25 protein-coding genes and 1 riboswitch are annotated in these 26,597 nt (G+C 75.2%); of the genes, 15 read left to right on the forward strand and 10 right to left on the reverse strand.

The window, feature by feature from the left end:
• Positions 1-41 precede the first annotated feature (41 nt).
• Both ABEA77_RS19835 and ABEA77_RS19840 read left to right on the forward strand, forming a co-directional pair.
• The gene (locus tag ABEA77_RS19835) at positions 42-1,142 is read left to right on the forward strand and encodes an amidohydrolase family protein (RefSeq protein ID WP_345649187.1); all 1,101 of its coding nucleotides are present in this window, start codon (positions 42-44) and stop codon (positions 1,140-1,142) included.
• 325 nt (positions 1,143-1,467) lie between these two features.
• Positions 1,468-2,433 (forward strand): SCO1860 family LAETG-anchored protein, encoded by a 966-nt coding sequence (locus ABEA77_RS19840; RefSeq protein ID WP_345649190.1) that lies wholly within the window; start codon positions 1,468-1,470, stop codon positions 2,431-2,433.
• A gap of 63 nt (positions 2,434-2,496) precedes the next feature.
• Here the strand turns inward: ABEA77_RS19840 and cobC are convergent, their stop codons facing one another.
• Positions 2,497-4,122 (reverse strand): Rv2231c family histidinol phosphate aminotransferase CobC, encoded by a 1,626-nt coding sequence (gene cobC, locus ABEA77_RS19845; RefSeq protein WP_345649193.1) that lies wholly within the window; start codon positions 4,120-4,122, stop codon positions 2,497-2,499.
• Between the two features lie 116 nt (positions 4,123-4,238).
• Between cobC and ABEA77_RS19850 the strand changes: the two genes are divergently transcribed.
• On the forward strand, positions 4,239-5,141 hold the full coding sequence (locus ABEA77_RS19850; protein ID WP_345649195.1) for a ZIP family metal transporter: 903 nt from the start codon (positions 4,239-4,241) through the stop codon (positions 5,139-5,141).
• Positions 5,142-5,158: 17 nt separating this feature from the next.
• Here the strand turns inward: ABEA77_RS19850 and ABEA77_RS19855 are convergent, their stop codons facing one another.
• The 7 genes from ABEA77_RS19855 to ABEA77_RS19885 all read right to left on the reverse strand — a co-directional run bounded on the left by ABEA77_RS19855 (position 5,159) and on the right by ABEA77_RS19885 (position 13,854).
• Complete coding sequence (locus ABEA77_RS19855; RefSeq protein ID WP_345649198.1) at positions 5,159-6,538, reverse strand: cobyrinic acid a,c-diamide synthase CobB; 1,380 nt, start codon at positions 6,536-6,538, stop codon at positions 5,159-5,161.
• 94 nt (positions 6,539-6,632) lie between these two features.
• Positions 6,633-7,232 (reverse strand): cob(I)yrinic acid a,c-diamide adenosyltransferase, encoded by a 600-nt coding sequence (cobO, locus tag ABEA77_RS19860; protein ID WP_345649201.1) that lies wholly within the window; start codon positions 7,230-7,232, stop codon positions 6,633-6,635.
• Complete coding sequence (locus ABEA77_RS19865; RefSeq protein WP_345649202.1) at positions 7,232-9,379, reverse strand: putative cobaltochelatase; 2,148 nt, start codon at positions 9,377-9,379, stop codon at positions 7,232-7,234. Before ABEA77_RS19865 ends, cobO begins: the two co-directional genes overlap by 1 nt.
• A gap of 79 nt (positions 9,380-9,458) precedes the next feature.
• A complete protein-coding gene (locus ABEA77_RS19870) occupies positions 9,459-11,021 on the reverse strand; it encodes a cobyric acid synthase (protein ID WP_345649204.1) in 1,563 nt (520 codons plus the stop codon).
• Positions 11,021-12,007, reverse strand: a complete 987-nt coding sequence (locus ABEA77_RS19875; protein ID WP_345649206.1) for a cobalamin biosynthesis protein — start codon at positions 12,005-12,007, stop codon at positions 11,021-11,023. Before ABEA77_RS19875 ends, ABEA77_RS19870 begins: the two co-directional genes overlap by 1 nt.
• 61 nt (positions 12,008-12,068) lie before the next feature.
• Positions 12,069-12,150, reverse strand: a riboswitch (cobalamin riboswitch).
• Between the two features lie 132 nt (positions 12,151-12,282).
• On the reverse strand, positions 12,283-12,480 hold the full coding sequence (locus tag ABEA77_RS19880) for a hypothetical protein (protein WP_345649208.1): 198 nt from the start codon (positions 12,478-12,480) through the stop codon (positions 12,283-12,285).
• Positions 12,481-12,627: 147 nt separating this feature from the next.
• Positions 12,628-13,854, reverse strand: a complete 1,227-nt coding sequence (locus ABEA77_RS19885) for an inorganic phosphate transporter (RefSeq protein ID WP_345649211.1) — start codon at positions 13,852-13,854, stop codon at positions 12,628-12,630.
• Between the two features lie 258 nt (positions 13,855-14,112).
• Between ABEA77_RS19885 and ABEA77_RS19890 the strand changes: the two genes are divergently transcribed.
• The 3 genes from ABEA77_RS19890 (at position 14,113) to ABEA77_RS19900 (ending at position 17,715) form a co-directional block, all read left to right on the forward strand.
• Positions 14,113-14,925, forward strand: coding sequence for a class II aldolase/adducin family protein (locus ABEA77_RS19890; RefSeq protein WP_345649214.1), 813 nt, complete (start codon positions 14,113-14,115; stop codon positions 14,923-14,925).
• Positions 14,926-14,985: 60 nt separating this feature from the next.
• Positions 14,986-16,116 (forward strand): alpha/beta hydrolase, encoded by a 1,131-nt coding sequence (locus ABEA77_RS19895; RefSeq protein ID WP_345649216.1) that lies wholly within the window; start codon positions 14,986-14,988, stop codon positions 16,114-16,116.
• A 276-nt stretch (positions 16,117-16,392) separates the two neighbouring features.
• Positions 16,393-17,715 (forward strand): hypothetical protein, encoded by a 1,323-nt coding sequence (locus ABEA77_RS19900; protein ID WP_345649218.1) that lies wholly within the window; start codon positions 16,393-16,395, stop codon positions 17,713-17,715.
• A gap of 88 nt (positions 17,716-17,803) precedes the next feature.
• Here the strand turns inward: ABEA77_RS19900 and ABEA77_RS19905 are convergent, their stop codons facing one another.
• A complete protein-coding gene (locus ABEA77_RS19905) occupies positions 17,804-18,223 on the reverse strand; it encodes a VOC family protein (RefSeq protein ID WP_345649220.1) in 420 nt (139 codons plus the stop codon).
• A 273-nt stretch (positions 18,224-18,496) separates the two neighbouring features.
• Between ABEA77_RS19905 and abc-f the strand changes: the two genes are divergently transcribed.
• From abc-f to ABEA77_RS19925, 4 genes are all read left to right on the forward strand, one after another.
• Positions 18,497-20,095 carry a ribosomal protection-like ABC-F family protein gene (abc-f, locus tag ABEA77_RS19910; protein WP_345649222.1) on the forward strand — a complete coding sequence of 533 codons (1,599 nt, stop codon included), beginning with the start codon at positions 18,497-18,499 and terminating at the stop codon, positions 20,093-20,095.
• Between the two features lie 418 nt (positions 20,096-20,513).
• On the forward strand, positions 20,514-20,735 hold the full coding sequence (locus tag ABEA77_RS19915) for a helix-turn-helix domain-containing protein (RefSeq protein WP_006123601.1): 222 nt from the start codon (positions 20,514-20,516) through the stop codon (positions 20,733-20,735).
• 120 nt (positions 20,736-20,855) lie between these two features.
• Positions 20,856-21,662 (forward strand): enoyl-CoA hydratase/isomerase family protein, encoded by an 807-nt coding sequence (locus ABEA77_RS19920; RefSeq protein WP_345649223.1) that lies wholly within the window; start codon positions 20,856-20,858, stop codon positions 21,660-21,662.
• A gap of 268 nt (positions 21,663-21,930) precedes the next feature.
• Positions 21,931-23,034, forward strand: coding sequence for a L,D-transpeptidase (locus tag ABEA77_RS19925; RefSeq protein WP_345649224.1), 1,104 nt, complete (start codon positions 21,931-21,933; stop codon positions 23,032-23,034).
• A gap of 268 nt (positions 23,035-23,302) precedes the next feature.
• On the opposite strand, the gene ABEA77_RS19930 is transcribed toward ABEA77_RS19925, so the two are convergent.
• Positions 23,303-24,040 (reverse strand): hypothetical protein, encoded by a 738-nt coding sequence (locus ABEA77_RS19930; RefSeq protein ID WP_345649226.1) that lies wholly within the window; start codon positions 24,038-24,040, stop codon positions 23,303-23,305.
• A gap of 94 nt (positions 24,041-24,134) precedes the next feature.
• Here ABEA77_RS19930 and ABEA77_RS19935 point away from each other — a divergent pair, with 94 nt between their 5' ends.
• The 5 genes from ABEA77_RS19935 to amaP all read left to right on the forward strand — a co-directional run bounded on the left by ABEA77_RS19935 (position 24,135) and on the right by amaP (position 26,559).
• Entirely contained in the window at positions 24,135-24,665 is a 531-nt protein-coding gene (locus tag ABEA77_RS19935) for an Asp23/Gls24 family envelope stress response protein (RefSeq protein WP_345649229.1), read from the forward strand.
• Between the two features lie 66 nt (positions 24,666-24,731).
• Entirely contained in the window at positions 24,732-24,944 is a 213-nt protein-coding gene (locus ABEA77_RS19940; RefSeq protein WP_345649230.1) for a hypothetical protein, read from the forward strand.
• Between the two features lie 7 nt (positions 24,945-24,951).
• Positions 24,952-25,323: an Asp23/Gls24 family envelope stress response protein gene (locus ABEA77_RS19945; protein ID WP_345649232.1), complete on the forward strand. Its 372-nt coding sequence runs from the start codon at positions 24,952-24,954 to the stop codon at positions 25,321-25,323.
• Positions 25,320-25,958 carry a DUF6286 domain-containing protein gene (locus ABEA77_RS19950; protein ID WP_345649233.1) on the forward strand — a complete coding sequence of 213 codons (639 nt, stop codon included), beginning with the start codon at positions 25,320-25,322 and terminating at the stop codon, positions 25,956-25,958. The genes ABEA77_RS19945 and ABEA77_RS19950 overlap by 4 nt, the downstream gene beginning before the upstream one ends.
• 10 nt (positions 25,959-25,968) lie before the next feature.
• Positions 25,969-26,559, forward strand: coding sequence for an alkaline shock response membrane anchor protein AmaP (amaP, locus tag ABEA77_RS19955; RefSeq protein ID WP_345649235.1), 591 nt, complete (start codon positions 25,969-25,971; stop codon positions 26,557-26,559).
• The last annotated feature ends 38 nt before the right edge of the window (positions 26,560-26,597 follow it).

Consider the following 26,597-nt stretch of genomic DNA (forward strand, 5'->3'; position numbering starts at 1 on the left):
TGCTCGAACGAGGGTACTCACGGCCTCGTACAGTGCTCTCCATGAGCGATGGGACGAGCGCACCTGCACTGCACGTGAAGGGCCGGGTGCTGCTCGGTCCCGAGGAGAGCGCGGACGAGCTGTGGGTGGTCGGCGGCAGGATCACCTTCGAACGGCCCGCGGGCGTCCGCGACCTGCGCACGGTCACCGGCTGGGCGCTGCCAGGGCTCGTCGACGCACACTGCCATGTCGGGCTCGACACGCACGGCCCGGTGGACGAGGCGACCAGCGAGAAGCAGGCGCTCGGCGACCGCGACGCGGGCGCCCTGCTGCTGCGCGACGCGGGCTCGCCCTCCGACACCCGCTGGATCGACGGCAGGGACGACCTGCCGAAGATCGTCAGGGCCGGGCGGCACATCGCGCGCACCCGCCGCTACATCCGCAACTTCGCCCACGAGGTCGAGCCGGAGGACCTCGTCGCGTACGTGGCGCGGGAGGCGCTCCGCGGCGACGGCTGGGTCAAGCTCGTCGGCGACTGGATCGACCGCGGGGTGGGTGACCTGACGGCCTGCTGGCCGCGCGGCGCCGTCGAGGCGGCGATCGCCGAGGCGCACCGGCTCGGCGCCCGGGTCACCGCCCACTGCTTCGCAGAGGACTCCCTGCGGGACCTGGTGGAGGCCGGGATCGACTGCGTCGAGCACGCCACGGGCCTGACGGACGACACGATCCCGCTGTTCGCCGAGCGGGGCGTGGCGATCGTGCCGACGCTGGTCAACATCGCGACGTTCCCGCAGCTCGCCGCCGGGGGAGCAGCCAAGTTCCCCCGCTGGTCGGCGCATCTGGAGCGGCTGTACGAGCGCCGCTACGACACCGTGCGCGCCGCCTACGACGCGGGCGTGCCGGTCTACGTCGGCACCGACGCGGGCGGGTCGCTCGCCCATGGCCTGGTGGGCGCCGAGGTGGCCGAACTGGTGCGGGCCGGCATCCCGGTGCGCGACGCGCTCGCCGCGACCACCTGGGCCGCGCGCGCCTGGCTCGGCCGCCCCGGCATCGAGGAGGGCGCGCCCGCCGACCTCGTCGTCTACGAGGAGGACCCGCGCGCGGACGTCCGGGTGCTCACGGCACCGCGCCGGGTGGTGCTGAACGGGCGTGTCGTGGCCTGACGACGGCGCGGCCCCGGCCCGAGTCTGCGCGGGCGGCGGTTGACGGCCCGTGACGCCGGGGCACGTCGGGTCGTTGTGCACTGTCCGCTGCCAGGCCGGCCGCCGGATCCCGTGCGGCGCGTACGGGTGACGGCCCCGGGGCGGGAGTGAACTCACGTGCCTCAGAAATCGAAAACTGACACGGAAACCCCCCGTTCGAGTGAACTAGCGCTCCGTTTCGGCCCGTTCACTCTCAGTACGTAAAGATGCGTGGTGTCTCGGTCGCCGCCGCCTTGTCCCCAGCCGGCCGGTCGGCGACGCCATGTCTCTGTGGGGGTTTCACGAAGTGAACAGCAACACCTTTCGCCGTCCGTCCGCGCGCCGCTGCGCCGCGCTCGCCGCGGCGGCCGCGCTGACGGCGGGCCCCGTGCTCCTCGCCGCGCCCGCCCAGGCCGCCGGCGTCGAGGGGCACGGAGGGGCGGCCCACGCCGCCGTGCTGAAGGCGGCACTCGACGTGTCCCTGCTCAACAAGACCGTCGACGTACCGCTCAACACCTCGCTCAACGAGGTCAGGGCGCCGCAGAGCGCCGACAAGAAGGCGCTGAGCCTGACGGTCGACGGCGTCGACAAGGGCCGGCCGTTCAGCATGCTCGGCGCCGACGTCGCCGACGCGCGGGCCACGCTCCAGGGCAGGACGGCCGAGGGGTACGTGAACCTCGCCCACGCGAAGGTGCACGTGCCGGGTCTGCCGCTGCTCTCGCTCATCGAGCTCCAGCAGGTCACCGCCAAGGCGACGTGCACGGCGGGCGAGCGGCCCACCGCGGCGGCGAACCTGCTGGGCGACGTGACGGTGCTCGGCAAGCGGGTCACGCTCTCCACGGCAGGCCCCACCAAGGTCAGCGTGCCCGGTGTCGGCGAGGTGAGCCTCGAACTGTCCCAGACCCGCACGACCTCCCGCACGGCCGCCGCGACGGCCCTCGCGCTCGACGTCTCCGTCAACCCGCTGAAGCTCAACGTCGCGGACGTGGAGGGCTCGGTGCAGCTGGCGACGGCCGACTGCACCTCGCCCCGCGGCGGCCACGAGGGCGGGACCGCGCCCTCGAAGCCCGCGAAGCCCTCGGCGCCGGCCTCCTCGGCGCCCGGCGACACGCCCCAGCAGGCCGCCGAGCCCAAGCCGGTCCCCACCGCGAAGGAGAACCTCGCGGAGACCGGCGGCAGCTCCGCCACGCCGTACCTGGCGGGCGGCGCGGCCGTGCTGCTCGTCGCGGGCGCCGGCGCCGTGTTCTTCGCGAAGCGCCGCGCGTCGCACTGACGCCGCACCGCCGCCGGGCGGGCCGCACCAGGGGGACGGCCCGCCCGGCCGGGGCGCTGGGGTTCAGCCCGCCCGGCCGGTGCCCGTGAGGGCCAGGTCGAGAGCCTGGAGGAAACGGTTCGTCGTGGCGCGATCGCGTACCGCGAGGCGCAGCCACTCGCCGTCGAGGCCGGGGAAGGTGTCGCCGCGGCGCACCGCGAAGCCGTATGTCCGCAGCCGCGCGCGCACCGCGCCGGCGCGAGCCGTGCGGACCAGCACGAACGGGCCCTCGGCCGCCTCCACCGCCTCGACCTCGTCGAACTCGGCGAGCCCCGCGAGCAGGTGCGCGCGCTCCGCGCACATCGCGCGCGCGGCCGCGTCCGCCTCGGCGAGCGCCGCGGGCGCCACGCACGCCTCCGCGGCGGCGAGCGCCGGGCTGGAGACCGGCCACAGCGGCTGCGCGCGCTCAAGGTCCGCCACCAGCTGCGGGTCCCCGAGCACATAGCCGACGCGCAGTCCCGCGAGGCCCCAGGTCTTCGTGAGGCTCCGCAGCACCACGAGCCCGGGTATGTCCACGTCGCCCGCGAGCGACTCCAGCTCGCCGGGGACCGCGTCCATGAACGCCTCGTCCACCACCAGGGTCCGGCCGGGACGTGCCAGCGACGCCAGGGTGTCCGCAGGGTGCAGCACCGAGGTCGGGTTCGTCGGGTTGCCGATCACCACCAGGTCCGCGTCCTCCGGCACGGCCTCGGGGTCGAGCGTGAAGCCGTCCGCCGCGCTCAGCAGCACTCGGCGCACCTCGTGCCCGGCGTCCCGCAGGGCCGCCTCCGGCTCGGTGAACTGCGGGTGCACCACGACGGGGCCGCGCACCGGCAGCGCCCGCGCGAGCAGCACGAACGCCTCGGCCGCGCCCGCCGTCAGCAGCACCCGCTCGACCGGCAGCCCGTGCCGCGCGGCGACCGCGGCGCGCGCCGCGCGGCCGTCCGGGTAGGCGGCGAGGCCCGCGAGCGAGTCGGCGATGCGTTCCCGCAGCCACGCGGGCGGGGTCCCCGCCCGTACGTTGACCGCCAGGTCGACCAGGTCGCCCGGCTGGTCCCGTACCTCCGCGTCACCGTGGTGGCGCAGGTCGTGGGCGCCAGGGGCGTCGTGGGGGTGGTCAGCTGCCTGCTCGGCCGTGCGTCTCACGGCGCTCCCTCCGTACGCGCCCTGTGGGGAGGGCACGTCAGCATCCGGTTCAGCGTGTCCGAGCTGTCTACCCTCCGCACAGACGTTCTGTCCACGGGGTACACGCGAACCGTCACGCCCGCCGCCGTGAGCGGTCCCGGCCGCCGGGACGCGGAACTGCGGTCCCTTCCCCGCGATCGCGCAGGTGGCCGTGCCCGCCGCGTTCTTCACCTTGGCGAGGAGCAGCGGTCCGCCGCCCGCGAGGGCCGCGGCCTCGGCGACCGACCCCGTCCCCACCGCCCGCCGCACGCCGTCCGCGGGGTGCGGCACGGGCACCGCGTCGAGCGCGACCGCGGGGTGGCCGCGCAGCGGCACCCCGAGCCGCGCGGCCGCCGCCACGAGCCCCGGCTCCGCCACCCGCGTGTCGAGCGTCGCGAGCTCGGCCACCGCTCCCGGCCGCACCCCCGCGGCCAGCAGCGCGTCCGCCACCAGCGCGACCACGTCGTCCGCCGCGACGCCCGGCCGCACACCGATCCCGACCGTCACGTCAGGAGGCCCGAAAGGCCCGGGAAACGTGAGGTTGGTCACGACTGGCCCCGATCCGGGCCTCCCGCGGCCTCCGGATGTGCGCGGTGCGGCAGTGATCGGCTATGCAGGGGCTCATGGCGGTGTTCGTCGCGCTCGGCGCGTTCCTGATGACGCTGTTCGGCGGCTGGACGGCGCAACGCGTCACCGACCGCAGGCACCTGGTGCTCGGCCTCGCGGGCGGGCTGATGCTCGGGGTGGTCGGCCTCGACCTGCTGCCCGAGGCGGTCTCCGCCGCGGGCGACGAGGTACTCGGCGTCCCTCAGGCGCTGCTGCTGTTCGTCGGCGGCTTCCTCGTCGCCCATCTGGTCGAACGCCTCCTGGCGGCCCGGCAGAGTTCGCACGGCGGCGCCGACACGGAGCCCCCTGATGCCACGGACGCCACGGACGCCGGGGGCGCCCCGCACGACCCCGTCGGCGCGGACGCCAGGACCCCGCACGCGCCCACCGCCGCCGCGTCCGGGGACGGAGGGGCGCACACCCGGGCGCCGGCGCACACCCACACGCACGCCCCGGCGCGCGGCGCGAACGGCACGGCGCGCGTGCCGCAGTTCGGGCTGACCGCCGCCGCGGCCATGGTCGGCCACAGCCTGATGGACGGCGTCGCGCTCGGCGCTGCCTTCCAGGTGGGCGGGGCGATAGGCACCGCGGTCGCGCTCGCCGTGATCGCCCACGACTTCGCCGACGGCTTCAACACGTACACGATCACCAGCCTGTACGGGAACGACCGCCGCAGGGCCCTCGGCATGCTGCTCGCGGACGCCGCCGCGCCGATCGTCGGCGCCGCGTCCACGGTGTTCTTCACGCTGCCCGAGAAGCTCCTCGGCAGCTATCTCGGCTTCTTCGGCGGCGCGCTGCTCTACCTCGCGGCCGCCGAGATCCTGCCCGAGGCCCACCACGAGCACCCGGCGCGCTCCACCCTGCTGTGCACGGTCGCGGGCGCCGCCTTCATCTGGCTGGTGGTGGGCGTCGCGGGCTGAGCGCCGGGCGCGGGCTCTCACGGCGCGCCCGCCGCGCGCCCCACGAAGCGCGCCGCGAACTCCGGCGTCGCCGCCCAGTGCGTGTGCAGGTAGCTGGCGTGCACCCCGCGCCGTACGAAGCCCTCCATGGTCCGCTCGGGGCGCACGAAACCCCACGCCGGGTACGTCCCCGCGCGCGGTTCGAGGACCGTGCGGTGGAACTCGTGGCCCCGCGCCCGCGTGCCCGCCTCCGCGATCGCGCTGTCGCCGATCGCGACGGCCTCGCGGTACCCGAGCGTCAGCCCGTCCGTCATCCGCGCGTCCGCGTCGAGCACCCCGCACATCTGCCGTCCGTCGAGCGACCGCGCCAGATACAGCAGCCCTGCGCACTCCGCCGCCACCGGCGCCCCGGAGTGCGCGAGCGCCGCGACCGCGCGCCTCAGCTCGTCGTTGGCCGACAGCTCCGGCGCGTACACCTCGGGGAAGCCGCCGCCCAGCACCAGCGCGGCGGTGCGCGGCGGCAGCCCGTCGTCCCGCAGCGGGTCGAAGGGCACGACCTCGGCACCGGCCGCGGCCAGCAGCTCCGTCTGCTCCGCGTACGAGAAGGTGAACGCCGAGCCGCCCGCGACCGCGACGACCGGCCGCCGGTCGGTGACGGGCCCGCCGACCGCGGCCACCGGGTCCCACGGCGCCGCGTCGAGCGGCGGCGCGGAGCGCGCGAGCGTCAGCAGCGCCTCCAGATCGCACCCGCCCCGCACGTGCTCGGCCAGGGCCCCGGTCGCCGCGAGCGCGTCGGCGTGCCGCTCCGCCACCGGCACGAGGCCCAGGTGGCGCGACGGCGTACCGACCGCGTCGGAGCGGCGCAGCACGCCGAGCACCGGCACGCCGCAGCCGTCGAGCGCCTCCCGCAGCAGCTCCTCGTGCCGGTCGGAGCCGACCTTGTTGAGGATCACCCCGCCGACCCGCACCTCCGGGTCGTACGAGACGAAGCCGTGCACCAGCGCCGCGACCGAGCGCGACTGCGACGACGCGTCCACCACCAGCACGACCGGCGCCCGCAGCAGCTTCGCCACGTGCGCGGTCGACGCCAGCTCGCCCTGGCCGGCGGCGCCGTCGTACAGCCCCATCACGCCCTCCACGACCGCGAGGTCGCAGCCCTCGGAGCCGTGCGCGAACAGCGGCCCCACCAGGTCGGGCCCGCACAGGTAGGCGTCGAGGTTGCGGCCGGGGCGGCGCACCTCGCCGCCGCCCGAGACGGCGAGTGTGTGGTAGCCGGGGTCGATGTAGTCGGGGCCGACCTTGTGCGGCGAGACGGTGAGGCCGCGCTCGGTGAACGCGGCCATCAGGCCGGTGGCCACGGTGGTCTTCCCGCTGCCCGAGGCGGGCGCGGCGACGACGAGGCGGGGCACGGAGGTCATGGCGCCTGCACCGCCCGCAGGGGCGCGGAGCCGCGCGCGGGCCCACCGGTCGTGCGCGGGCGTCTGCCCGCCGTGCCCTCCGTGCCGCGGAATGTCACCATTCGATGCCTCGCTGACCCTTCTGACCCGCGTCCATGGGGTGCTTCACCTTTGTCATCTCCGTCACGAGGTCCGCGAAATCCGTCAGTTCCGCGGGCGCGTTGCGGCCGGTGATCACCACGTGCTGGGTGCCGGGGCGGTCCCGCAGCACCTCGACCACCTCTGCCGTGTCCACCCAGCCCCAGTGCAGCGGGTAGGCGAACTCGTCCAGCACGTACAGCCGGTGCGTCTCTGCGGCCAGGTCGCGCTTGACCTGCTCCCAGCCCTCCCTGGCCGCTTCTTCGTTCGAGAGCTGGCTGTCCCGCTGGACCCATGACCAGCCCTCGCCCATCTTGTGCCAGGCGACCGTGCCGCCCTCGCCGCTCGCGCCGAGCACGGTGAGCGCCTTCTCCTCGCCGACCCGCCACTTCGCGGACTTCACGAACTGGAACACGCCGATCGGCCACCCCTGCGTCCAGGCCCGCAGCGCGAGGCCGAACGCGGCGGTCGACTTGCCCTTCCCCGGGCCCGTGTGGACGAGGACCAGCGGCCGGTTGCGGCGCTGGCGGGTGGTGAGGCCGTCGTCGGGGACGGTTTCCGGCTTTCCCTGGGGCATCAGGCGGCCCTCCGCGCTTCGTCGGTGCTGACTGTGGTGGCGGCGGGGCGGGCGCCGCGCGCCCCCTGTCCGCCCCGTACGTCCTTCACGAGGCCCGCGATGGAGTCCGCGCGCAGCCCGTCCAGCGTCACGGCCGTGCCGCCGAGCGCCGCAGCGAGGCTCCCCGCGAGGCCGAGCCGCACCGGCCCCGACTCGCAGTCCACGACGACCGAGGCGACGCCCCGCGCCGCGTGCAGCGCCGCGGCCCTGGCCGCCTCGCCGACCGCGTCGCCCCGGCCCGCCGCGGTGGCCCGCCCGTCCGTGACGACGACGAGCAGCGGCCGGCGCGAGGGGTCGCGCAGCCGCTCGACCCGCAGGACGTCGTGCGCCTTCAGCAGCCCGGCCGCCAGTGGAGTGCGGCCGCCGGTCGGCAGGGAGCCGAGGCGGGCCGCCGCCGCGTCGACGGACGAGGTGGGCGGCAGCGCGAGCGCCGCCTCCCGGCCCCGGAAGGTGATCAGGCCGACCTTGTCGCGCCGCTGGTACGCGTCGAGCAGCAGCGACAGCACGGCGCCCTTGACCGCGCCCATGCGCTGCCTGGCCGCCATCGAACCCGACGCGTCCACCACGAACAGCACGAGGTTGCCCTCGCGGCCCTCGCGGCTCGCCTGCCGCAGATCGTCGCGGCGCACGATCAGCCCGCGCCCCGAGCGGCCCCTGGCCCGCTGGTGCGGGGCCGCGGCCTGCACGGTCGCCGCCAGGTGCAGCTTGGTCAGCGCGCCCTCCGGCCGCCGGGACCCGGTCGTCCTGCCGTGCTCCGTACGGGCACGGGAGCGCCGCCCCGCCGCACCCTCGCCGAGCCCCGGCACGGTCAGGACCCGGGCCCTGAACGGCTCGCCAGGACCGGTCGCCTGCCGCTCCTGCGGCGCGCCGGCCTGTCGCGGCACCCCGCCGCGCTGCTCGGAGGAGCCGCCGGGGCCCTCGGGTCCCGCGGTGTCGGGCGCCGCCCCTTCGTCGCGCGGGCCGCCGTCGGGCCCTGGGCCGCCGCCGCGCCCCGGGTCGTCGGGGCCCGGGGCGTCGCCGGGACCCCGGCCCGGATCGTCGGGTCCCGCGCCGCCGGGGTCCGTGCCGTCCGGCTCGGGGGGCGGCTCGGGCGTGTCGTCGGAGAACTCGTCGAGGACCCGGTCGAGCATGTCCTCGTCCAGGCCCGGCGCGTCGAACGGATTGCGCCGCCTGCGGTGCGGCAGCGCGAGCAGCGCCGCCTGCCGCACGTCCCCGGAGACGACCTCCGCGCGCCCCGCCCACGCGGCCAGCGCGGTCGCCGTGCGGGCCATCACGATGTCCGCCCGCATGCCGTCCACCTCGAACGCCGCGCAGGTCGCGGCTATCTGCCGCAGCACGCCTTCGCCGAGCACCACGCGCGGCAGCAGTGCACGGGCGGCGACGATCCGCTCGCGCAGCGCCTGCTCCTCGGTGGCCCAGCGGCCCGCGAAGCCGTCCGGGTCGTCGTCGTACGCGAGGCGGCGGCGCACCACCTCGACGCGCTGGTCCGGCTCGCGCGACGCTGCGACCTCGACCGTGAGGCCGAACCGGTCGAGCAGCTGCGGGCGCAGCTCGCCCTCCTCCGGGTTCATCGTGCCGACGAGCAGGAAGCGCGCCGCGTGCCGTACGGACACCCCCTCGCGCTCCACGTACGAGGAGCCCATGGCGGCGGCGTCGAGCAGCAGGTCCACCAAGTGGTCGTGGAGGAGGTTGACCTCGTCCACGTAGAGCACCCCGCGGTGCGCGTCCGCGAGCAGCCCCGGCTCGAACGCCTTCACGCCCTCCGCGAGCGCGCGCTCGATGTCGAGCGCGCCCACGAGCCGGTCCTCCGATGCGCCGACCGGCAGCTCGACCATCCGCGCCGGCCGGTGCATCGCGGGCTCGTTGCCGTGCGGCCCGTCGGGGCACTGCGGGTCGGGCGCGGCGGGGTCGCAGGAGAACCTGCACCCGGCGACGACGCTCAGCTCCGGCAGCAGCGTGGACAGCGCCCGCACGGCCGTCGACTTCGCGGTGCCCTTCTCGCCGCGCACCAGCACTCCGCCCACGGCGGGGCTGACGGCGTTGAGGAGCAGCGCGAGCCGCAGGTCGTCCATGCCGACGACGGCGGTGAAGGGATAGGGGGTGGTCATGAATCTCCTTTACGACACGAGCCGTTCGAGGACCCGGGGCTGACGGCGACGGCGGCTGCGGCGGGCGCCGCTGACGGGCTCACGGCGCGCCCGGCGGAACGAACGGCAGCCCCGGCGGCGGGCCAGCCTCCACCAGCCGCAGCAGCGCGGCCGTGTCCGCGTGCTCCTCCACCAGGTCGGCGAGGCGGTCGAGCTGCGCCTCCCGCAGCGCCCCGAACTCCGTGTCCCCGGCCACCGTGAAGCGGCGGCCCGCCTCGCGCGCCACCTCGGTCAGGTAGGCCCGGCGGAAGGCGTCGTTCTCCAGCACGCCGTGCCAGTGCGTGCCGCGGACCGCGCCGACGACGCAGCCGTCCCGCGCGCGGCCGTCCGCGTACGTCACGAACGGGGCGCCGCCGTCGGCCTCGGCGACGCCGTGGTGGATCTCGTACCCCTCGACGGGCAGGCCGAGGGCGGTGCCCGCGGGGCGTCCCAGCGTCTTCTCCCGTGCGAAGCGCACCCGCACCGGCAGCAGTCCGAGGCCGGGCACGACGCCGGCCCGCGACTCCACCTCGTCCTCGATCCGCCCGCCGAGCAGCTGGTAGCCCCCGCACACGCCGAGCACCGGGCGGCCCGCGGCGGCCCGCCGCGCCAGCTCGCCGGCGAAGCCGCGCTCCCGCAGCCACGCCAGCGCGCGGACGGTGCCCCGGGTGCCGGGCACCACCAGCAGGTCGGCGTAGGCCGCCTCGTCGGCGCGCTCCACGAACCGCACCCGTACGCCGGGCTCCGCTGCCAGCGCGTCGACGTCCGTGAAGTTCGACATGAGCGGGACCGCGCACACCGCGACCCGCAGCACCTCCTCGCCCACCGGCGGCAGCGCCGCGCCGGGCGCGCGGACGCCGAGCCCCCCGTCCTCCTCGTCGATACCGAGGCCCTCGCGCCACGGCAGCACCCCGTACGTGCGCCGCCCGGTGAGCTTCTCCAGCATCTGCAGGCCGGGTTCGAGCAGCGACACGTCGCCCCGGAACTTGTTGACGAGATACCCGGCGACCAGCGCCTGGTCCTCCCGGCTCAGCAGCGCCGTCGTCCCGAAGAACGAGGCGAACACCCCGCCCCTGTCGATGTCACCGACCACCACCACCGGAAGACCGGCCGCCCGCGCTATGCCCATGTTGACGATGTCCGTGCGGCGCAGGTTGATCTCGGCGGGGCTGCCCGCGCCCTCGCAGACCACCGCGTCATGGGTGGCGCGCAGCTCGGCGAGACAGTCGAGGACCGTGCCGAGGAGCGCCTCCTGGCGGCCCCCGTGGTACCCGCGCGCGCTCAACTCGCCCACCGGGCGCCCCATCAGCACCACCTGGCTGCTGGCCTCGCCGCCCGGCTTCAGCAGCACCGGGTTCATCAGCGCGGTCGGCTCGACCCCCGCGGCCCGCGCCTGCATCGCCTGCGCGCGGCCGATCTCCGCGCCCTCGCGCGTCACGAACGAGTTGAGGGACATGTTCTGGCCCTTGAAGGGGGCCACCTTCAGGCCCTGCCTGGCCAGCCAGCGCAGGATGCCCGCGGTGACGACGCTCTTGCCGGCGTCGGACGTGGTGCCCGCGACCAGCAGACCGCCGCCGCGCGCGCCCCGCCCGCGCCCCGTGCCCCGGGTGCCCCGCGTGTCCATCAACAGACCGCCCCTCCGCGCCGCCGCCCCTGTATCGATCCCCACGCGGCCCGCCCCGCCACACACGCCGCGAGCGCGAGCCAGGTCACCCGCCGCGACAGCCGCACCGCACGGTCGATGTCCGCGACCTCCACGGGCCGCTGCCCCGCGCCGAGCACGGGCCGGTGCTCGACCCGCCCGCCGTAGGCGAGCGTCCCGCCGAGCCGTACGCCGAGCGCGCCCGCGAACGATGCCTCCACCGGGCCCGCGTTGGGGCTCGGGTGGCGGTGCGCGTCCCGCCGTACGACGCCCAGCGACCGGCGCGGCGCCCCGCCCGCGAGGACCGCGAGCGCCGCGGTGAGCCGCGCGCCCGGCGCGCCGACCGCGTCGTCGAGGCGTGCGGAGGCCCAGCCGAACCGCAGGTGGCGGGGCGAGCGGTGGCCCACCATCGCGTCCAGCGTGTTCACCGCGCGGAAACCCACGAGCCCCGGTACGCCCGCGAGCGCGCCCCACACGAGGGCGCCGACGACCGCGTCCGAGGTGTTCTCCGCGACCGACTCGACCACGGCGCGCGCGAGGTGGCCCTCGTCCAGCGCCTCGGGGTCGCGCCCGCACAGATGGGGGAGGCGCGCGCGGGCGCCCGGCACGTCGCCGGCGGTGAGCCGTGCGCCGACGAGGCGGGCCTCCCTGCCGAGCGACGTGCCGCCGACGACGGTCCAGGTGGCGGCCGCGGCCAGGGCGAGGGACGCGCGGCGGCTGCCGCGTACCGTACGGTCGGCGAGCGCGGCGGCCGTGACGGCGCCGCCGACGCAGACGGCGGTGAACAGCGCGCCGCTCGCCCGGTCGTCGCGCCACAGCAGCCGTTCCGCCGCGCCCGCGGCGCGGCCGAACGCGGCCACCGGATGGCCGCGCCGCGGGTCGCCGAGCACGGCGTCGGCGAGCAGGCCGAGCCCGGCGGCGGCACCGAACGCGAAGGCTCCCTCGACGGGTCTGCCGCGGGCAGGCATGAAGCAGCAGTGTCCTCACTCAGGGTCCGCGCCCCGGCTCGACGTTCGAACACGGCGGCGAGAGTTCCTGGCTCCCGGCGCGCCGTCTGGGGCGCTCGCCGGTGACAGTGGCGGGACCGCGCCGGATTCGCACCGGCTTCCTCTGCTGCTGCCGCGGTAGTGGCCCCGGCAGTCCACCACGCCCCCCGACACCCGTCAACCCGCCGTGACCTGCGGCGGGGCAGTGTGCGAAGTCCCACACCCAGCGCCGCGCGGTACCCGGGGGAGGGGTGGCCTCAGCGGACGATGAGGAAGATCCCGTACGCCACGGCCGCCGCGCACAGCCCGAAGCAGACGTAGGCGGCGGAGGTCACGACCGCCGAGCCCTGCTTGGCGAGGCCCACGGTGCCGAGGGCGAACAGGCCCACGAGCGCGACGGTGACCAGCAGGCTGACACCGAAGACGGTGCCCACGGACGCCCAGTCGATGTTCATGCGGCTGCACCCCTGTTCTCGTGGCTCATGCGGCTGCGTCCGCGCTCTCGCGGCTTCGGATCTGACGGCGCGTACGCGCGGGTGGAGCGCCCGCGGGCCGCGCCGGCGCGCCGGAGGTTCGGCTCCCGGCGCCGGCCTCATGGCCGCTCATGCGGCGGCCGACCGGGAGGGCGCCGCCGCGGCGGGCGCGGGGATGGTCGCGCTCAGGCCGGCGTCCTGCGCCGGCGTCTGAGCGGCGGGCGCCGGCTGCGGGGCGGGGACGGGCTCCACCGCCGGCCGCGCCGTGACGCTCTCCGCGGTGACCGGGCGGCGGCGCGCGGCGAGCCAGATCGCCGTGGCGGACGCCACGAGCACCGCGGCCACCAGGACGATGCCCCAGGTGCCTTGCCCGGTGACGAGCTCGGCGCCCGCGGCCACCAGCGCGGCGGCCGGCAGCGTCAGGCACCAGGCGACCGCCATGCGGGTGGCGGTCGACCAGCGCACCGCCCCGCCCCTGCGGCCGAGCCCCGCGCCCAGCACGGCGCCCGAGCAGACCTGAGTGGTGGAGAGCGAGAAGCCGAGGTGCGAGGAGGCGAGGATGGAGATCGCGGCGCTGGTCTGCGCGGCGAACCCCTGCTGGGGCCTGAGGTCGGTCAGGCCCGTGCCCAGGGTGCGGATGATCCGCCAGCCGCCGATGTACGTGCCGAGCGCGATCGCGAGGCCCGAGCAGACGATCACCCAGACCGGCGGGTTCGAGCCGGGGGCCAGCACCCCGCCGGTGACCAGGGCGAGCGTGATCACGCCCATCGTCTTCTGCGCGTCGTTGGTGCCGTGCGCGAGGGAGACCAGCGCGGCCGAGGCGATCTGCCCCGCGCGGTAGCCCTTGGCGGTGGCCGCGTCGTCCGCGTGCCGCCCGATGCGGAAGGTGAGGCGGGAGGCGACGAAGGCGGCGAGCCCCGCCACCACGGGCGCGGCGACCGCGGGCAGCAGGACCTTCGTGACCACGACGCCGCCGTCGACCGCGGAGACGCCCGCGGACATCACGGCCGCGCCGATCAGGCCGCCGAACAGGGCGTGCGAGGAACTGGAGGGGAGCCCGAGCAGCCAGGTGACCAGATTCCAGAGGATGGCGCCGACCAGGGCCGCGAAGATGACCTGGGTTCTGATGCCGGTCTCGTCGACGATCCCGCCGGAGATCGTCTTGGCGACCTCCACCGAGAGGAACGCGCCGACGAGGTTCAGCGCGGCGGACATCCCCACCGCGACCTTCGGGCCCAGCGCACCGGTCGAGATGGTCGTGGCCATCGCGTTGGCGGTGTCGTGGAAGCCGTTGGTGAAATCGAACGCGAGGGCTGTCGCGATCACGACCGCGAGCAGCAGCGTCACATGCTCCATGGACCCAGGCAATCGTTCGGCGGGGTGGGTGGCCGAGACGAACGTAGGGAGCCCGGGTGAACGCAAGATGAACGAGGCAGGTATTCGCGGTGTCTCTCCTGACGCCCCTTCGGCCGGTGCGCCGGGGCGCGCCCCGGCGCACCGCCCGAAGGGGCTCCCGCGCGGAGGTGCCGGGCTGCCGCGCGCCCGTCCTCGCTGGCACGATCACCACGGTGCGCGGCGCCACGACGCGCCACCCGGCGAACGGAGACGGCAACCATGACAGACGCAGCAGACGCAGCAGATACGGCGGCCACGGCGGCCACGGCGGACACGGCGGACACGGCGGGTACGGCGGATACGGGGCGGGGCGCGCGGGCCGAGAGGGAGCGTGCGGCTCCCGCCGGGGCGCCGGCGGAGGAACTCAGGGCCGGCGCCGGGCTGGCCGGCCCGTGGCTGGACCTGGTCGCCACCGCACGCAGGACGGCCGCCGCGGGGCTCGTCGTCGGCACCTCCGGCAATGTCTCCGTGCGCGTGGGCGACCTCGTCCTCGTCACCCCGAGCGGCGTGCCCTACGACAGGCTCGGCCCCGGCGACACCGTCGCCGTGCGGCTCGACGGGACCCAGGTGCTCGGGACGCTCACCCCCACGAGCGAACTGCCCATGCACCTCGCCGTGTACCGCACCACAGGCGCGCGCGCCGTCGTGCACACGCACGCCGTCCACGCGACCGCCGTCTCCACCCTCGTCACCGAGCTGCCGCTGGTCCACTACATGACGGCGGCGCTCGGTGGGCCCGTGCGCGTCGCCCCGTACGAGACGTACGGCACCGACGCGCTCGCCGAGCGGATGCTCGAAGCGCTCGACGGGCGCACCGGCTGCCTCCTGCAGAACCACGGCGCCGTCACCCACGGCGCCTCACTCGACCAGGCGTACGACCGCACGGCGCAGCTGGAGTGGATGTGCAGGCTGTGGCTGACCGCCGCGTCCGTGCCCGGCAGGACGCCGTCGCTGCTGTCGCCCGAGGAGATCGGCCGCGTCGCCGAGAAGCTCTCGGGGTACGGACAGCGCCCCGAGGACACCCGGGGCTGACCGGCGCGCCGCGGTGCACGCCCACTGGCGCGCGCGCCCGGGGCCCCGGACACTTGGGGGGTGCGCCCGGCTACAGCGACGGCAGCGGCCGTCACCACAGTGATCGGAGTCGGCGCGGCCGCGGCGGTCGCGGCCGGCCGCTACGCGAGCGACGCGGCCCTCAAGGCGCCGCCCAGGCGGCCCCTGCCGTCCGACCCCAAGGTGACCGTGCACGCGACGGCGGCCGGCCACGTCACCCTCACCCGCAGCCTCGCCTCCCTGCGCCCCGGCACCTACGGGCTCAGGGGCCCTGGCGTGCACGCCGCGGTCGGACCGGTCACCGAGGGCGCCGGACGCACCGCCGACACCGTCGTACGCCGCCTCCTGCGCGTCGACCGCGGCGACCTCACGCCCGGCACACGGGTCCGGTTCACCCCCGAGGTGTACGCGGGCGATCCCGGCACCGCCCTCGGACTCGACCACCGCGAGGTCCGCGTCCCCGGCGAACTCGGCCACTCACCCGCCTGGTTCGTGCCGGGCGCCCGCGACACCTGGGTGATCTGCGCGCACGGCCTCGGCACCAGCCGCGCGCAGGCCATGAACGTCATGCCGTTCCTCGCGGAGCGGCGCTTCCCCGTCCTCGCAATCTCCTACCGCGGCGACGAGGGCGCGCCCCGGCCCCGCGAAGGCCTCGGCCACCTCGGCGACACCGAGTGGCGCGACCTCGACAGCGCCATCGGCTTCGCCCTGCGCGGCGGCGCCGGACGCGTGATCCTCTACGGCTGGTCCACCGGCGCCACCATGGCCCTGCGCTGTGTGGCGGACTCCCGGCACCGGATGCGGATCAGCGGTCTTGTACTCGACTCGCCCGTGCTCGACTGGCAGGTCACCCTCAGGGCGCTCGCTGCGGCCCGCCGCACCCCCGCACCCCTCGTGCCGCTCGCCGTGCGGGCCGCCCAGGGCAGGACGGGGCTCGGCCGGGCGAAGACCGCCGCCGCCGACTTCCCGCGCGGCCTCGACGTCCCCGCGCTCCTGCTGCACGGCCCCGCCGACACCGTCGCCCCCTGGGGCATCTCCCGTGCCGTGGTGGCCAAGAGGCCCGACCTGATCAGCCTCCACGCCGTTCCGGATGCACCCCACGCGGCGATGTGGAACGCCGATCCCGAGGGCTACGAGGAGGCCCTCCGCCGCTTCATCACCCCCCTGATGTGAGGCCCGGGCCCCCGATACCGCATGTGACCTGTGAGAACAACAGCCTCCGCAGGGGTGCAGCCACCCCGGGGTCCGGCTGCGCCCATTCGGGCAAAGCACTGCGAGACACCCCCGCCGCACCGGCCACCGACCCGCGCGACACGTTCCGTTTGGGCTTTCGGGCGGTCAGCGTGGAGACTGCCATCCGTGACGTCCCGAAAGCCTGATGAGCAATTGGCGCGCAACCCCAGACTCCGACTCGTCCCGTCGCAGCCGCTGGCCTCCGCCCGAAGGGCCGTGACCACCGGACGCAACCGCCAGGCTCCCCGCCCGCCGGAGGGCACACCGCCCCGCTCGGAGCTGGCGCGCCAGGCGAGGGCCGTCCTCTCCGACGCGGTGGGGATCGCCCGCTGGGCCGCCGCGGACGGTGATCCGGGCCCCGGCACCCTCGGCAAGCAGGCCCTGGAACGCGCCGTCGCCGCGCTGGGCCTGACACCGGCACAGGCGCGCGCGGCCTGGGACCGCGCCAAGCTCTCCGGCCTCGTGGAACTCCACGACGGCGTCGTGCGCCCCGGCTGGCGGCTGCACGCCTGGGACAGCGACGACAGCGCCGTCCTGCGCGGCTGGGTCGCGCTTTTCGACGCGTGGTCGCTGATCCACCCCGCGCCCGACGACGTCGACCCCGGCCTCGTCTCCGAGGTGATCGAGTCCGTCCCCCAGGTGCTCTCCCTCCTCCAGCTCTCGGCCGGGCCCGTCACCGCGCCCGCCCTCCTCGACCTGCTGGCCCAGCGCGTCGCCGAACTCCACGAGGAGCGCTGCGAGGTCCTCTACGACCCTGCCGCCCCCGGCGCCGAGCCGGTGCCCGCGGAGCCCGCCCCCGCCGAGGTGCCCACAGCCCGCTCCCTCGCCCCGCTGCTGCGCTGGGCCCTGGAAGGACTCGCCGCGGTCGGCGCGCTCACCCTGGGGGAGGGCCAGGCGACGCTGACGCCGCTCGGCAACTGGGCCGTCTGGGTCAAGCTCGAACAGATCTGCGTCGCCGCGCAGAGCCCCGCGGGGAACATCGAGCAGTCCGCGCAGGACATGCTCCGCGGCTGCGCCCAGCTCACCCCGGGCCCCGCGCGCGCCGAGTACCGGGCCTGGCTCGCCGCCCGCACCGTGTCGAGCGCCGTCGGCGAACTCGTCGCCGTCGCACGCGGCGAGGACGCCCTGCTGCGCGGACTCGCCTTCGAGGCGCTGCGCGTCGTCGGCGCGCCCGCCGAGCCCGCCGTGCGCGCCGTGGTGGACGAGCCCCAGCTGCGGCCCTACGCCCTGATCTGGCTCGCCGAGTACGAGGGCGCCGACCCCGAGGACGCCCAGTCCATCCTCACCCGTGAGGAGTCGACCTGGCTGTGGGTCGACACGGCCGCCGCCGTCGCGGACCACGGCGACAGCGAACTGCTCGTGCGCCACCTCGACTCGGCGGTGCAGGGCAACGTGCCCGCCCTCATCGAGGAGGTACGCGCCATAGGGCACCCCAGAACCGTCCAGGTGCTGGTGGCGCTCGCCGCGGCCCACCCCGATCCCGCGCTCGCCAAGGCCGTGCGCAGGGCCGCCTTCCAGGTGCACACCGGCGGGGCCTGACCGCTCGCGTCCCGCGCCGCCACGACCCGGCCCCGGGGCCCGCCTCGCGCCCGCCCCGGGAGCCCGGCCCCCTCCGCGGGGCCCGTGCTCAGCCCTCCTCCGCCGCCCCGGGCGCGTACGTCCCGAAGCTCCACACATTGCCCTCGGCGTCCCGCGCCAGATAGTCCCGGGAGCCGTAGTCCTGGTCTGCCGGCCCCATGAGGATCTCCACGCCGTGCGCGGCCGCCCGCGCGTGGTGCGCGTCGAGCGCGGCCGGGCCGCCCTCCACCACCACGTAGCAGCCGACGGGCCCCGCGTTCGCCATCGCCTTCGCGAAGACGCCCTCCCTGCGCCTCGACCCCAGCATCACCACGCCGGAGCCGAACCCCAGTTCCGCGTGGAGGACCGTGCCGTCGTCCGCCTCGTACACGGCGATCTCCGAGAAGCCGAAGGCGTCCTTCAGCGTCGCGATCGCCGCCTTCGCGTCGTCGTACAGCAAAGTGGGGCAGATCCCCGGCCCGCCTGTCATGGCGCTCACCCCTTCCGTCAGGTTCCGTGCGGTTCCGTCCGCTCGACTGTGACCTGCGTCTCAGTCTTCCACCCGCCACTGACAACGGCCTCCGCGACGTCCCTGACCAGCGCGGAGGCCGCCCCGGCCGGGGCGGGGCGGCGGCGGCCGGGGCGGCACGGGACGCGCGGGCCGGCGGCTAGAATGGGCGCATGGCATTTCTCCTTGTGCATTAGCGGCGTCGAGCACCCTCCGCTGCCCTTCCGCCGTCCTGAACCGCCCTGGAGTCTTACCGTGATCACCGCATCCGGCGTAGAACTGCGCGCCGGCGCCCGCATCCTCATCGAGTCCGCCACCTTCCGGGTCGCCAAGGGCGACCGCATCGGCCTCGTCGGCCGCAACGGCGCGGGCAAGACCACGCTCACCAAGTGCCTCGCGGGCGAGGGCCAGCCCGCCGCGGGGACCATCACGAGCAGCGGCGAGGTCGGCTACCTCCCGCAGGACCCGCGCACCGGCGACCTCGACGTCCTCGCCCGCGACCGCGTGCTGTCCGCCCGCGGCCTCGACACCGTCCTGAAGAAGATGCGGGAGAACGAGGACCGCATGGCCAACGGCCAGGGCGCCACCCGCGAGAAGGCGATGCGGAGGTACGAGCGCCTGGAGACGGAGTTCCTCACCAAGGGCGGTTACGCCGCCGAGGCCGAGGCCGCCACCATCGCGGCCGCGCTCGGCCTGCCCGACCGGGTGCTCGGCCAGCCGCTGCACACCCTCTCCGGCGGCCAGCGGCGCCGCGTCGAGCTCGCCCGCATCCTGTTCTCCGACGCGGACACCCTGCTCCTCGACGAGCCGACCAACCACCTCGACGCCGACTCCATCGTCTGGCTGCGCGACTACCTCAAGTCCTACCGCGGCGGCTTCATCGTCATCTCCCACGACGTGGACCTGGTCGAGACGGTCGTCAACAAGGTGTTCTACCTGGACGCGAACCGCTCCAGGATCGACATCTACAACATGGGCTGGAAGCTCTACCAGCAGCAGCGCGAGGCCGACGAGAAGCGCCGCCACCGCGAGCGCGCCAACGCGGAGAAGAAGGCCGCCGCGCTCAACTCGCAGGCCGACAAGATGCGCGCCAAGGCCACCAAGACGGTCGCCGCGCAGAACATGGCCCGCAGGGCCGAGCGGCTGCTCGCCGGGCTCGAAGAGGTACGGCAGTCCGACAAGGTCGCCAAGCTGCGCTTCCCCGAGCCCGCGCCGTGCGGCAAGACGCCCCTGACCGCCGAGGGCCTCTCGAAGTCCTACGGCTCCCTGGAGATCTTCACCGATGTCGACCTCGCCGTCGACAAGGGGTCCCGCGTCGTCATCCTCGGCCTCAACGGCGCGGGCAAGACGACGCTGCTGCGGCTCCTCGCGGGCGTGGAGAAGCCGGACACCGGCCAGGTGACCCCCGGGCACGGCCTCAAGCTCGGCTACTACGCGCAGGAGCACGAGACGCTCGACCCGGACCGCACGGTCCTGGAGAACATGCGCTCGTCCGCTCCCGACCTCGACCTGGTCGAGGTCCGCAAGACGCTCGGGTCCTTCCTGTTCTCGGGCGACGACGTCGACAAGCCGGCCGGGGTCCTCTCCGGCGGCGAGAAGACCCGTCTCGCGCTCGCCACGCTCGTGGTCTCCTCGGCCAATGTGCTGCTGCTCGACGAGCCCACCAACAACCTCGACCCGGCGAGCCGCGCGGAGATCCTCGGCGCGCTGCGCACCTACAAGGGCGCGGTCATCCTCGTGACCCACGACGAGGGCGCCGTCGACGCCCTGGAGCCCGAGCGGATCATCCTGCTGCCGGACGGCGTCGAGGACCTGTGGGGCGCCGACTACAAGGACCTGGTGGCGCTCGCCTGACCCGGTAGGGTGGCGCGCACGGTGCCGTGCGGTGACCGTACGGTCACCCCCGGGCGCCGGTGCCCCCGGGTGACGGGCGGGCGCGGCGGCGGTGATCCACTCCGTATGGATCATTCGGCTCAGCGGTGATCCACCATCTGGGGGAGGCCGTCTACTCCCGCGGCGCGGCCTCGTGCACGTGACGTCTGTCGGTCACCCTCCGCGTGGCCTCTCCCTCTCTCACCTCCTGACCAGGGACTTCCTTCTCCACCAGCGGAAATGTGACAGGGCGCGGCCATGGGAACGGCCAATTCCATTCGTGCTGGAATGTTGAAGTGCGCCCCCTCATGTCGAGCAGACCTTGCCGAACGGGTGGCCAGGAGGGCCGCTAGGGGTGATCATGAGAAGTCCAGAGCGCACTTCCCATGAGGAGGCACGGGTGGCCGAGACTCTGAAGAAGGGCAGCCGGGTGACCGGCGCCGCGCGCGACAAGCTCGCGGCAGACCTCAAGAAGAAATACGACTCCGGTGCGAGCATCCGGGCGCTGGCCGAGGAGACCGGCCGCTCCTACGGGTTCGTCCACCGGATGCTGAGCGAGTCCGGAGTGACTCTGCGGGGACGTGGCGGAGCCACGCGCGGCAAGAAGGCCGCCTCGGCCTGACCGCCGTCGGTCCGGTGGTGACCCCTGGGCGGCCGACACGGCCGCCCGGTGGTTACTGTGCAGTCACTTAGCACCGCGCCGCACGGCGCGGCTGCCGTACTGCCCGGACCGGAGGACCGCATGACCACCTCGGAATCGCTCGACCCCGTAACCGTTGTCGACAAGGACGGCGTACGGCTCACCGTGGACGACGCCGTCGCTACGGTGACGCTGACCAATCCGGCCAAGCGCAACGCCCAGTCCTTCGCCCTGTGGCGGGCGTTGGCCGAAGCCGGGGCGTCACTGCCGGGCAGTGTGCGCGTGGTCGTGGTGCGCGGCGAGGGCGCGTCCTTCTCCGCGGGGCTCGACCGCCAGGCGTTCACACCCGAGGGCTTCGAGGGCGAGCCGTCCTTCCCCGAGCTGGCGCGCCTCGGCGACGCCGAGCTCGACGACGTCATCGCCGGATACCAGTCCTGCTTCACCTGGCTGCGCCGCAACGACCTGCTGTCCGTGGCCGCCGTCCAGGGCCACGCCATCGGGGCGGGCTTCCAGCTGGCGCTCGCCTGCGACCTGCGGATCGCGGCCGACGACGCCCAGTTCGCCATGCGCGAGACCAGCCTCGGCCTCGTGCCCGACCTCACGGGCACCCACCCCCTGGTGGGCCTCGTGGGATACGGGCGCGCGCTGGAGATCTGCGTGACCGGACGCTACGTCCACGCCGACGAGGCGGCCCGTATCGGCCTCGCCAACCTCACCGTGGACCGCGCGGACCTCGACGCGGCCGTCGCCGACCTGACGGCGGCGCTGCTGGCGGCGCCGCGCTCCGCGGCCATCGAGACCAAGGCGCTGCTGCGCGACGCCTCGGCGCGTACGTACGACGAGCAGCGCGCGGCGGAGCGCGCGGCCCAGGCGAGGCGGCTGCGCGACCTGGCGGGCCTCGGCGACTGACGTGTCGATGCGGCCGGTCCCGGCCCCGGCGATCAGTGAGCAATTTCAAAGATCAATTCCGATGATCGAATTCGGGACCGGCTGTATTTCCCCTTGCGCGTGGCCGAATTGTTTTTCGATGTGACAACACTCTCGCCGCGTGCACCCGTGAAAAGCCCTGATTTGGTACGCGCTTTGCTCGCTCTGTGCCAGTCTCTTAGGGGTCCGTACGCGTGGCGCGACACGCGAGGGCGACCTCTGACCGAATGACAGGAGTGAGGCGGCGAGAATGGGCCGGAGAAAAGGCAGCATAGGCACGGTGTTCCTGGTGGGGGCGGTACTCGCGGGGGCCGGCGCCTGTGGGGCCGGCGGCACCTCGGCCGCGGCGGACGGCGCGGCCCCGCACACCACGGCGGCAGCGCCCGCGCCGACCGCGAGCGCCACGGCTCCCTCCGCGCCCGCCTCCTCGGCCTCTTCCTCCCCTTCGCCCACGCACAGCACCTCCGCCCCCGCGGCCCCCCGGCAGCCGAGCGCGCCCGCGACGACGGCCTCCGCGACCCCCAAGAAGGCGCCCGCCCCGCCCCCGATGCTGCTCAACACCATCACGCCCACCGGCGGGGCGACCGTCGGCGTGGCGATGCCCGTGTCGGTCGTGTTCACCAACCCCGTGGCGCCCTCGGCCCGCGCCGCGGTCGAGCGCCACCTCAAGGTGTCGGCGTCGCGCGCGACGACCGGCGCGTGGCACTGGTTCAGCGGCACGCGGGTGGACTGGCGGCCGAAGTCGTACTGGAAGCCGGGCACGAGGGTCGCGGTCGACGCCGACCTGGCGGGTGTCTCCAACGGCAACGGCCGTGTGGGTACGCACAGTTACCACCACGCCTTCACCATCGGCGATGACGTGGAAGCGACCGTCTCGGTCACCGCGCACACCATGCGGGTCACCCGCGACGGCGCCACCGTGCGCACCGTGCCGATCGACGCGGGCAGCAAGTCCTGGCCCTCCTGGGACGGCACCATGGCCGTGATCGACAAGCAGCCCACGGTCCGGATGACCTCGTGCAGCGTCGGCATCAGCTGCGACAAGAAGGACAAGGACTACTACGACCTCACGCTGCCCTGGGACGTCCACCTCACCAACTCGGGCACGTACCTGCACTACTCGACGGGTGACCCGTACCCCGGGCACAGCGTCGGCTCGCACGGCTGCGTGCACCTCTCGCTGGCCGACGCCAAGTGGTTCTACAACTACGTGAAGCAGGGCGACCCGATCACGATCACCGGGTCGCCGCGCGGCAAGGCGGCCGCGGACAACGGCTACGCCGACTTCAACCTCTCCTGGTCGCAGTGGCTCGCGGGAAGCGGCAGCGGCGCGGGGACCACCCTGCCGTACTGACGCCACGGGGAAGTCCTTTTCCGGCCGGAAAGAGCGGCCGTGAGCGGCGGCCGGGGGCGGCCCCGTGGAAACGCCGGGAGAAGGCCGGAATTCCGGTCCGCGCCCGGTTTTACGGCGGTCCGGGCGCCCGGCGCCCGGACGCCCGGCGCCTGGGCTTTCGCGGACGTGGCCACGGAGCCACCCCGTGTCCTCGCGCCGCGTGGGGTTCCGAGCGGCGGCGGCTTCCCTTTCCGCCCCCGGCCCGGCAGGCCCCGCGGGGGCACGCCGCCTAGCAGCCCACCTCCGTCACCACCACGGCCACCGAGCGCGTCCCCGGGCGCTGGGCGGCGAGTGCCATGCGGACGGCCCGTGCGACGTCGAGGGGGCGGTGGCCCGCTGCGGTGGCAAGCTCGACCCGCAGGTCGCCCTCGGGGGACTCGGTCACGGCACGGCCGAGCACCCTTGTCGGACGGGCCACTCCGGGTACGTCCGTCACGCCGGGTACCTCGTCCGGGTCAACGGGGTCGGGTTTTTCCGCGGCCGCGGTGCCGGGGGCGGTGTCCGTGCCCTTGTCGTCCCCTTCGTCTCCGTCCCGCAGCGCCGTGACCCGCAGGTCGACCCGGGTCACCCGCAGCCCGAGGGCCTCGTGTGCGCAGGTCGACAGGGCCTCCCTGAGCCGCTGGGCCACCGCGGGCAGGGGCTCGTCGCGGCCCGCCTCGAACTCGGCCTCCACCGCGAGCGGCCCCGGCGGCAGCGCGCTCGGCGGCGGGGGCGGCCCGGGTTCGTCGTCGGTGGCCTCCTCGCCGGAGGCGCCGGGCTCCGCGGGGCCCACCCGGAGCCTGCCGAGGACGGCGGCCCCGGCCATGGCCCGTTCTCCCGCGGCCCGCAGAGCCCCGGCGGCGGCCCGTTCCGCGAGCCAGGCACCGTCCTCGGCGGAGCCGAGCGGCAGCAGCCTGCCGAGCCCCAGCCGCCGCCGTACTCCGGCCTGCCACCCCTCGCTGCCGTGCGTGTCGTGCGCAGTCGTCATGGAGGCAGCCTGCCGCATTCCTGGCGCGCAGTCCGGCAAGCACACCTAATCTGAGACAGAGAGCAGCAAACAGTCCGGAAAGGGACGAGTGGCTATGCCTGAGAACACACCTCGCGACCAGTTCGGCTCCACCGGCTCCGGCGGCTCAAGCACGACGCCTTCGCCGTCCGGATCGTCCGGCGGCCAGTCGTCCGGCGGTTCGTCCTCCGGCAAGCGCGGCGGCGGCGCGCCCGCCTCGCGCGGCCGTACGACCATCGCGGACGGCGTGGTCGAGAAGATCGCCGGCCTCGCCGCCCGCGACGTGGTCGGCGTGCACGCCATGGGCAGCGGCGTGTCGCGGACCTTGGGCGCGATGCGCGACCGGGTGCCGGGCGGCGGCAGCGGCAAGTCGGTGACACGCGGCGTGAAGGCCGAGGTCGGCGAAGTGCAGACGGCGCTCGACCTGGAGATCGTCGTGGACTACGGCGTCGCGATCGCCGATGTCGCACGCGATGTGCGGGAGAACGTCGTCGCGGCCGTCGAGCGCATGACCGGCCTTGAGGTCGTCGAGGTCAACATCGCGGTCAGCGACGTCAAGCTGCCCGACGAGGAGGACGACGACGACCAGGACTCCCGTCTGCAGTGAGCAGCCGGTGAAACGGCGGGCCCCCGGCCCGGCAGACAGCGCAACCGACACTGAGCGGAGTACGGGATGAGCATGGCGGTGGCCGGCCTTGCGGCCGGCGTGGCACTGGGGTTCGCCGGATATTTCGGGGGTTTCGGAGCGTTCGTGGTCGTGGCCGTGCTCGGCGCGATCGGCTTCGTCCTCGGCCGGTTCGCCGACGGCGACCTGGAAGCGGGGGACCTCTTCCGCAGCCGCGGCGACCGGGACCGCGACCGCGACCGCGGCGACTGGCGGCGGTGAGCGCGTCGTGACGACGGCCCACACGGCGGTGGACCCCGACGACGTCCCGCCGGGCGAGCGCGGTTCGACGACGATCGCGGACCGCGTCGTCGCCAAGATCGCGGCGCAGGCGGCCCGCGAGGCCCTCTTCCACGGTGTGCCCGAGGGCGGCGACGTCCCGCACGCCGCGGTCACCGTGCACAAGGACCACGCCCGCGTCCGCATCGGCCTTGAGCTCGACTACCCGTCGGACATCGGCGCGCAGTGCGGTGCCGTCCGGCTGCGGGTCGCGGAGCGGGTGAACCACCTGGCGGGGATGACCGTGCCCGAGGTCCAGGTCCAGGTCGAGCGGCTGCACTCGGCGCACTCCCGCACCACGGCGTCAGGGGGACTCCGATGAGCCATGAGCGGCCCACCGAGACCCTGCCGGCCCCCACCCGCGAGCGGCCGGGCGGCGGCGAACACGCCGACCGGGCCCCGCGGGGGCGCCGGCACGCGGGCCGGTTCTGGTCGAGCAGGCGCGTGCCCGCGGCTCTCGCTGCCGCCGTCCTGCTCGGCGCCTCGGGACTGATGCTGTACGACGTGGTCTCCGTACGGGCGGACCGGCCCGCCATGTACTGGCGGCGCTGGCTCGCCCGGGAGCTGGCGCGGCAGCACCTCGACGGCACCGCGGCACTCGTCGGCGGCGCCGTCGCGATGGCGCTCGGCGTCTGGCTGATCTGGCTGGCCGTCACCCCCGGCCTGCGGGCGGTGCTGCCGATGCTCCGCCGCCGGCCCGCCGTACGCGCGGGCCTCGACCGGGACGCGGCGGCGCTGGTGCTGCGCGACCGTGCGATGGAGGTGCCCGGTGTGCAGTCGGTCCGGGTGAAGATGAAGCGGCACCGGGCGACGGCGCGCGCGCAGGCCCACTTCAGGCCGCTCGACGACGTGCGCGGGGACCTGGCGGACGCGCTCGCCAGGGGCGTGCGCGACCTCGGCCTCGCGAAGCCGCCCGCGGTCAGGGTGAAGGTCGCAAGACCCCCGAAGAAGGGATGAGTGACGACGGATGTTCCGGTTGCTGCGGCTCGTGAACCGGCTGGCGCTCTGCCTGGCCGGCCTGGTCCTGCTGTGCGCGGGCGGCGTGGTGGTCGCGGTCGGCGCCGGCTGGTCCGTCCCTTCCTGGTGGCCGTACAGCGGGCCGCACGACACCCTGCTCAGCCGCGGCGACCGCTACCGCTGGCGGGGCGAGGGGTGGTTCTGGCCCGTGGTGATCGCGGCGCTCGCCGTGCTGCTGCTGCTCGGACTGTGGTGGCTGCTCGCGCAGTTCAGGCGGGCACGCCTGGCCGAGGTGCTGGTCGACAGCGGCGACGGCGAGGGCGCCCGCGTGCGCGGACGCGCCCTGGAGGACGTCCTGGAGCGGGAGACCGAGGCCGACGAGGGCGTCTCCCGCGCGCAGGCCCTGCTGACCGGGCGCCGCAGGCGCGCGCCCGCCGCCCGGATGAAGGTCCTGCTCGAACCGCACGCCGCGCCCGAGGCGACCCTCGCCCGCGTGGCGGACGAGGCCCTGGAGCACGCCCGGGACTCGGCGGGCCTCGACTCCCTGCCCGCCGAGATCCGCCTGCGCGCCGCCCGCCACCGGGCGGAACGCGTCAGGTGACGCACGCGCCCCTGGGGCCCCTCCGCCCGGAGGGCGCC

Source organism: Streptomyces tremellae (assembly GCF_039540215.1).
Classification (GTDB): domain Bacteria; phylum Actinomycetota; class Actinomycetes; order Streptomycetales; family Streptomycetaceae; genus Streptomyces; species Streptomyces tremellae.

Excerpts from the sequence above, each read along its gene's own strand:
- ABEA77_RS19875 (WP_345649206.1), bottom strand. The coding sequence starts at position 12,007 with ATGCCTGCCCGCGGCAGACCCGTCGAGGGAGCCTTCGCGTTCGGTGCC.
- ABEA77_RS19920 (WP_345649223.1), top strand. The coding sequence starts at position 20,856 with ATGACCACCTCGGAATCGCTCGACCCCGTAACCGTTGTCGACAAGGAC.
- ABEA77_RS19925 (WP_345649224.1), top strand. The coding sequence starts at position 21,931 with ATGGGCCGGAGAAAAGGCAGCATAGGCACGGTGTTCCTGGTGGGGGCG.
- ABEA77_RS19950 (WP_345649233.1), top strand. The coding sequence starts at position 25,320 with ATGAGCCATGAGCGGCCCACCGAGACCCTGCCGGCCCCCACCCGCGAG.
- ABEA77_RS19940 (WP_345649230.1), top strand. The coding sequence starts at position 24,732 with ATGAGCATGGCGGTGGCCGGCCTTGCGGCCGGCGTGGCACTGGGGTTC.
- ABEA77_RS19935 (WP_345649229.1), top strand. The coding sequence starts at position 24,135 with ATGCCTGAGAACACACCTCGCGACCAGTTCGGCTCCACCGGCTCCGGC.
- ABEA77_RS19880 (WP_345649208.1), bottom strand. The coding sequence starts at position 12,480 with ATGAACATCGACTGGGCGTCCGTGGGCACCGTCTTCGGTGTCAGCCTG.
- ABEA77_RS19905 (WP_345649220.1), bottom strand. The coding sequence starts at position 18,223 with ATGACAGGCGGGCCGGGGATCTGCCCCACTTTGCTGTACGACGACGCG.
- ABEA77_RS19835 (WP_345649187.1), top strand. The coding sequence starts at position 42 with ATGAGCGATGGGACGAGCGCACCTGCACTGCACGTGAAGGGCCGGGTG.
- ABEA77_RS19890 (WP_345649214.1), top strand. The coding sequence starts at position 14,113 with ATGACAGACGCAGCAGACGCAGCAGATACGGCGGCCACGGCGGCCACG.
- ABEA77_RS19855 (WP_345649198.1), bottom strand. The coding sequence starts at position 6,538 with ATGACCTCCGTGCCCCGCCTCGTCGTCGCCGCGCCCGCCTCGGGCAGC.
- ABEA77_RS19865 (WP_345649202.1), bottom strand. The coding sequence starts at position 9,379 with ATGACCACCCCCTATCCCTTCACCGCCGTCGTCGGCATGGACGACCTG.
- cobO (WP_345649201.1), bottom strand. The coding sequence starts at position 7,232 with ATGCCCCAGGGAAAGCCGGAAACCGTCCCCGACGACGGCCTCACCACC.
- ABEA77_RS19885 (WP_345649211.1), bottom strand. The coding sequence starts at position 13,854 with ATGGAGCATGTGACGCTGCTGCTCGCGGTCGTGATCGCGACAGCCCTC.
- ABEA77_RS19850 (WP_345649195.1), top strand. The coding sequence starts at position 4,239 with ATGGCGGTGTTCGTCGCGCTCGGCGCGTTCCTGATGACGCTGTTCGGC.
- amaP (WP_345649235.1), top strand. The coding sequence starts at position 25,969 with ATGTTCCGGTTGCTGCGGCTCGTGAACCGGCTGGCGCTCTGCCTGGCC.
- ABEA77_RS19930 (WP_345649226.1), bottom strand. The coding sequence starts at position 24,040 with ATGACGACTGCGCACGACACGCACGGCAGCGAGGGGTGGCAGGCCGGA.
- ABEA77_RS19870 (WP_345649204.1), bottom strand. The coding sequence starts at position 11,021 with ATGGACACGCGGGGCACCCGGGGCACGGGGCGCGGGCGGGGCGCGCGC.